Origin of the sequence: Candidatus Infernicultor aquiphilus, assembly GCF_002784285.1 — a bacterium.
Classification (GTDB): domain Bacteria; phylum Atribacterota; class Phoenicimicrobiia; order Phoenicimicrobiales; family Phoenicimicrobiaceae; genus Infernicultor; species Infernicultor aquiphilus.
Genome location: NZ_PFKO01000085.1, coordinates 8657 through 14730, shown reverse-complemented (window position 1 = coordinate 14730; position 6074 = coordinate 8657). Strand labels below are relative to the sequence as shown.

At 35.5% G+C, this 6074-nt stretch carries 5 protein-coding genes; all 5 read left to right on the top strand.

What is annotated here, in order from left to right:
* On the top strand, positions 1 to 612 hold a 612-nt coding region (locus COZ07_RS02425), incomplete at its 5' end, for a nitrilase-related carbon-nitrogen hydrolase (protein ID WP_406607002.1).
* A gap of 29 nt (positions 613 to 641) precedes the next feature.
* Positions 642 to 2000 (top strand): MFS transporter, encoded by a 1359-nt coding sequence (locus COZ07_RS02420; RefSeq protein WP_406607001.1) that lies wholly within the window; start codon positions 642 to 644, stop codon positions 1998 to 2000.
* A gap of 416 nt (positions 2001 to 2416) precedes the next feature.
* Positions 2417 to 3535, top strand: a complete 1119-nt coding sequence (locus tag COZ07_RS02415; RefSeq protein WP_406607000.1) for a substrate-binding domain-containing protein — start codon at positions 2417 to 2419, stop codon at positions 3533 to 3535.
* A gap of 112 nt (positions 3536 to 3647) precedes the next feature.
* A complete protein-coding gene (locus COZ07_RS02410; RefSeq protein WP_406606999.1) occupies positions 3648 to 5183 on the top strand; it encodes a sugar ABC transporter ATP-binding protein in 1536 nt (511 codons plus the stop codon).
* Positions 5183 to 6074: sugar ABC transporter permease (locus COZ07_RS02405; protein ID WP_406606998.1), on the top strand; the 892-nt coding region annotated here is incomplete at its 3' end. The genes COZ07_RS02410 and COZ07_RS02405, both read left to right, overlap by 1 nt.

Genomic DNA, 6074 nt, shown 5'->3' with positions numbered 1-6074 from the left:
GGAATATATATTTATACCGGAAGTTATATTTTAAAGGAGAAAGAAGCAATTTATAATGCTGGTTCTCTCTTTGGCTCTAATGGAAATTTAATAGGAACTCAAAAGAAAATACACCTTACTGATTTCGAGGTTAAATTAGGAATGAAAAGAGGCAATAAAATGGAGGTTTATTCTTTACCTTTTGGTAAAGTAGTATGCCCTATTTGTATGGATGCTACTTACTTTGAGACTTTCCGTATCGCCAGAGAGATAGGAGCAGATATGGTTATTTTGCCTATTGCTAATTTAGAAGAATATACTATATGGAAGGCCCTAAGAGGAATTTGGCCCAGAGTACAAGAATCATATCTGTATGGTTTAAAGTCCTCCTTAAATGGATGGATTGCCGGGATGCATTTTACCGGAAAGGCCGGCGTATTTGCTCCTTTATTAATGACTAAAAAAAAAGATGGAATTTTATCTTTATCTTCCTCTTATGAGGGAAATCAACTGATATCGGCTAATTTAAACCTAAAAAGATTGTATGAGGCAAGAGAAAAAGCAGAGTATCATGAAGATAAAAATGTTGAGTTTGAAGAGAAATATATCGAAAAAACCTATGGTGTGAATTAATAGTAGGATTTCTAAGAAAGGAGAAAGAGATGGAAGAATTTAAGGGTAAAAGATTTTTTCTGTACAACCTGTCCACAACAGGATGGGTATTGTTAGATTCGATCTGGTTGACTTTTTCTATAGCCTTTCTACTTCCCCCCAAAGAGAAGGTAGCAGAAGGTATGATCCTCTTTGTTTCTAATGAGAGGTTTTTCGGAATTATTACTGTGTTGGGAGCAATGATGTTCTTTGGAAGGATAGTAGATGCTATTACTGATCCATTAGTGGCTTCCTGGTCTGACCGCTCCACCTCAAGATTTGGCAGAAGGAGATTTTTCCTTATTATAGGCGGACTTCCTCTGGCAGTATCTACAGTTCTGATATTCTTCCCACCTGTAGTCCATACTTCATTCATTAATGGTATCTATCTGGCTATTGTTTTTGGTTTCTACTTTTTTTTCTTTACTGTATATGTCGTTCCCTATCTTGCCTTAATTCCTGAACTCGGTCATAATGAAAAAGCTCGGATTGGTATTGCCACAGCTCAAGGATACTTCTCTCTAATTGGTTCAGCAATAGTGATGATTGGCGGACCTCTTCTTTTGACTTTATTTATGCAGAACACTGATTATGTAGGGTCTTACCGGAAAATGGTTATTTGTCTGGCTACTCTCGGAGCACTATTATTATATACCGCTGTATTTGCGGTAGATGAGAAAAGATTCTCCAATGCCAGGCCCAGCCAAGTTTCCCTGATTGATTCCTTTAGAAAAACAGTGACGAATAAGGCTTTTATTATCTATCTTCTTGCTAATATGTCTTTATGGTTTCTTTTTAATATTGTCCGTTCATCTGCTATACCTATTGTAATTACTCTGATGGGTGCTGATGAGGCCTTTGCCAGTAATATATTTACTATCCTCTTTGTTATTGCGGCTATCTGTTTCCCGCTTGTGGGATTTTTAACGAGGATTCGAGGGAAGAAAACGATTATGATTATAAGTCTTGTTTTATTTTCAATATTTTCTATTTTTCTATCCCTCACCGGTCTGACCCCGGTAAATCCTAAGACATGGGGACTAATTTTTGTAGGACTTATGGGCTTTCCTACCGCAGTTCTAATAATTATTCCCAATGTGATTCTTTCTGAACTTTGCGATGTTGATTATAAAAAAACTGGAGAGAGAAGAGAAGCTATGTATTTTGGGGTTCAGGGTTTCTTTATGAAACTCAATTTAGGACTTTCGACTGCAAGTCTTGCTCTTTTATATTCTATTTTCGGGAAAGATATCAGTAATCCCCTGGGAGTAAGATTAGCTCCGGTATTGGGAAGTATAGTAGCTTTCTTAGGGCTTATAATTATGACCCGGTATCCGGAAAAACAAATTAAAGATCTTCTATCAAAATAATTTTATAAAATATTGCTTGATTTATAATTATCAGCAAGAGAAGGGTTTTTCTAGCCCTGGTAAAAGAGAGAAATTACTATTTTAGATAGGATTTAAAAGTTTTATCAATAATTAGAAAGAGGGGTTGATTATAAAAAATAGAACCGTCCCCTTTTTCTATGAGGGCACTGAAAAAAGAATACAAAAAATGTGAAAACAATTAGGGTCCCTTGACTAAATTTTAAAAGTAGTGTATTATACTAAAAGATAATAATATAATACTTAAAATAAGTAATGAAAAAAGTAATCTCCAAAAATTCAATGAATTATTATACTAAAGTTACCTGCAAGTTACTATCAAACAACGAAAGGGGGGATGTATCTTTCTAAAAACGTAAATTTGGCTAACACGAATTGCGATGCAGAAAATTTAGTTCTTGCTTTGGGTACAAGTATTACAAATTTTAATTTTATGTTTAAAGGAGATTTTTATTATGAAAAAATTTAGTATCACTTTATTAACGATTGTATTGTTCGTGGTATTAGGCCTCTCGGTTTTTGCTGCAGATACACCTATAAAGATTGGTTTATCATTTTCTGATTTTACTCTTGAAAGGTGGGTAAGAGAAGCAGCTGACATGACTGAGTTAGCGCGTAAAGCTGGTGCTCAGGTTATAGTCCAAGAGGCTAATCATGATCCAAAGATACAGAATGACCAGATTGAGAACATGGTTCTTCAAGGGGCAAATGTTATTATTATTGTTGCAGAGGACGGTGCAGCTGCAGCGACAGCAGTAGACGCAGCAGCAAAAGCAGGAGTTAAATGCATAGCATATGATAGATTAATCAAATCGCCTAATGTGTCAGTTTATATTTCGTTTGATAATGTTGAGGTAGGACGAGCTGAGGCAAGAGGAGTATTAGCGGTGAAGGATAGTGGAAGATTTGCACTTCTTGGTGGAAGCCCAACAGACAATAATGCTGTACTCGTTAGACAAGGACAGATGGAAGTTCTTAAGTCTTACATTGATAGTGGTAAGATCAAGATAGTTGCTGATCAGTGGGTACCTAATTGGGATACGACTGAAGCACTTAAGATTATGGAGAATATGCTTACTGCCACAAATAATCAGATTGATGCGGTAGTTGCTTCAAATGATTCAACAGCACTTGGTGCAATCGAAGCCCTGAGAGCTCAAGGTCTTACTGGAAAGGTCCCAATTTCCGCGCAAGATGCCACAGCAGCTGGTTGTAATGCTGTAGCTAAGGGAGAGCTTACTGTGAGCGTATACAAAGATATAAGACTTCTTGTTCCATTGGCAATTGACATAGCTATGAAGTTAGCTAAAGATGAAACGCCAGAAGGACTAAAAAATTTCACATTTGCCGTACTTACTGGAGATAAAAACTTACCAGGATCTGTACCTTGTAATTTTTTAAAAGTTGTAGGGGTAACCAAGGACAATCTCTATGATGTAGTTGTTAAGAGTGGTTATCAGAAATACGATGAAGTGTATAAAGATATTCCTGAAAAAGATAGACCACCAAAAATCTAATTACTAAAAAAGTGCACCACAGATTATTATTAATATCTAATATCTGCGGTGCACTCAATTTTTATAAGTGAAAACTATAAAAAGTCAACCCTTTATGGGGGGTAATAATATTTTGAAAGATGAATGCATTTTAAGAATAGAGAGTGTAACAAAAGACTTTCCAGGCATTAGAGCATTATCAAATGTTTCCTTTAAAATAAAAAAAGGAGACATTCATGGTTTGTGCGGGGAAAATGGTGCTGGGAAATCTACTTTAGTGAAAATTCTTGCAGGAGTTTATCCTCACCATACTTACGAAGGGAAAATTTACTTTAATGATAAAGAGCTAAAATTTACCAGTTCTTCTATTGAAGAGGCAATCAAAGAAGGAATTGCTACCGTTTATCAGGAACCTGTTCTTGTTCCTCAAATGACAGTAGGGGAAAATATTTTTCTGGGAAGAGAACCGGAAGATAAAGGTATTATTAATTGGAGTAAACTATTTTCAGATACTAAAAAAATTCTTAAGAAATATGAATTAAACATTCCCTTTTTTGCTAAGGTATCGACGCTGAGTGTTGGTCAACAACAGATGGTTGAGATTGCTAAAGCCCTCGTACAGGAGATTAAGCTTCTAATTTTGGATGAACCTACTTCTGCTCTTAATGAGGCTGAAGTTAATTACTTAATGGAAATACTCAAGAACTTGAAAGATAATGGAGTGACCTGTATATACATTTCTCATAGACTGGAGGAATTTTTTAGAATCACAGATAATATTACAGTTCTTAGGGATGGACGGGTGGTCGATACAGTAAGAACAGTAGATACCAGTGAAGAGAAGGTCATTGCTATGATGGTAGGACGCGAAATGAAGAAAAGATTTCCCGTTAGAAATTCTAAGCCTGGGGAAAAGATTTTGGAAGTTAAGGACTTATCGGTATTAGCTCAGCGTAAAATGGTAATCAAAAACGTTTCATTTGATTTAAGAAAAGGCGAAATATTGGGGATAGCTGGCCTTATGGGTTCCGGAAGAACCGAGCTGGTTACCGCTATATTTGGAGAGTATGGAAAGCATGTTACCGGAGAAATATTTTTGGAAGGGAAACCAGTAAAAATTAATTCAGCAAGAGATGCTATGAAGTATGGAATAAGTCTTGTTCCAGAAGATAGAAAAAAGATGGGGCTGGTGTTAATACAAGAAGTCTTTAAAAATATCTCATTGTCAAACCTTAGAAAATTTTCTAATGCATTGAGTATTGATAAGTATAAAGAATTAAAAGAATGTAAAAAATATGCTGATTATCTTACTATAAAGACGCCATCTCTTTTTACAATTACAGAATCTTTAAGTGGAGGTAATCAACAGAAGGTAGTAATAGCAAAGTGGTTAATGTCAAATCCAAAAATTCTCATTCTCGATGATCCGACCAGAGGGATTGATGTAGGGACTAAATATGAGATATATAACCTCATAAACAGACTTGCAGAAAATGGTGTAGGTATAATTATGATTTCTTCTGAGTTAGAAGAAATACTTGGAATGAGTGACCGAATCACGGTTATGTGCGAAGGAGAATGCACTGGAATCTTAGACCGAAAAGATGCAACACAAGAGAGGATAATGGCTTTGGCTTCAACTACTAAAAGAAGCCATAGTTATAGTTAATGAAACCATTAAATTTTATTCATAAAATTAAGAAAATTAAGATTGATATTAGAGCTTATACACTGATATTTGCTCTGCTTATTATCTGGTTACTTTTTGGTTCTTTAACTGGCGGGGTCTTCCTTTCCTCAAGAAATTTTTCAAACCTTTTAAGGCAAATGACTATCGTTTCTTTCCTTAGCATAGGAATGACTTTAGTTATTATAACTGGTAATATTGATCTTTCTGTGGGATCGATGATTGGTTTTATAAGTGTAATAGCTGCTTATCTACAGGCGGTTATGTTCCCTACATTTCTCCCCGGACTATTTCCAACTCTATCTGTCGAACTGTTAGGTATACTGAGTACAATTATAACTATCATTATCTGTCTTTTACTAGGCTTATTAATTGGAATATGTCAAGGCTATATTGTTGCTTATGGAGGGGTACCGGCCTTTATTGTAACCTTGGGAGGAATGCTTGTTCTTCGGGGAGGAGTTCTTGGTGTTACTCGAGGGAAAACAATAGTTCCTATTGAAGATTCTCTCCGGTTAATAGCCCAAGGATATCTGTCTAAAAATCCAGGTATACTTATAGCAGTTATTGCTATAATAATTATTTTTCTGATTACTTTGCAAAGTCGAACAAAAAAGAAACAATATGGTCTTGAAATTAAACCTCTTCCTTACGATTTAGTGGTAGCATCGGTGTATTCAGCCCTTGTTTTAGGTTTCGTTCTGATTATGAATAGTTATAAGGGGTTACAGATTCCAGTATTAATTATGACCATAATAGCAATTTTGTTTACCTACTTAACTAATAACACTCGGTTTGGTCGGTACATATATGCTGTTGGAGGAAACAGAGAGGCAGCCAGACTTTCAGGTATAAATGTTCAATCTGTTGTTT

What these genes read in the sequence shown, in the direction of transcription:
- COZ07_RS02420 (WP_406607001.1), top strand. Translation starts at nt 642, where the DNA reads ATGGAAGAATTTAAGGGTAAAAGATTTTTTCTGTACAACCTGTCCACA.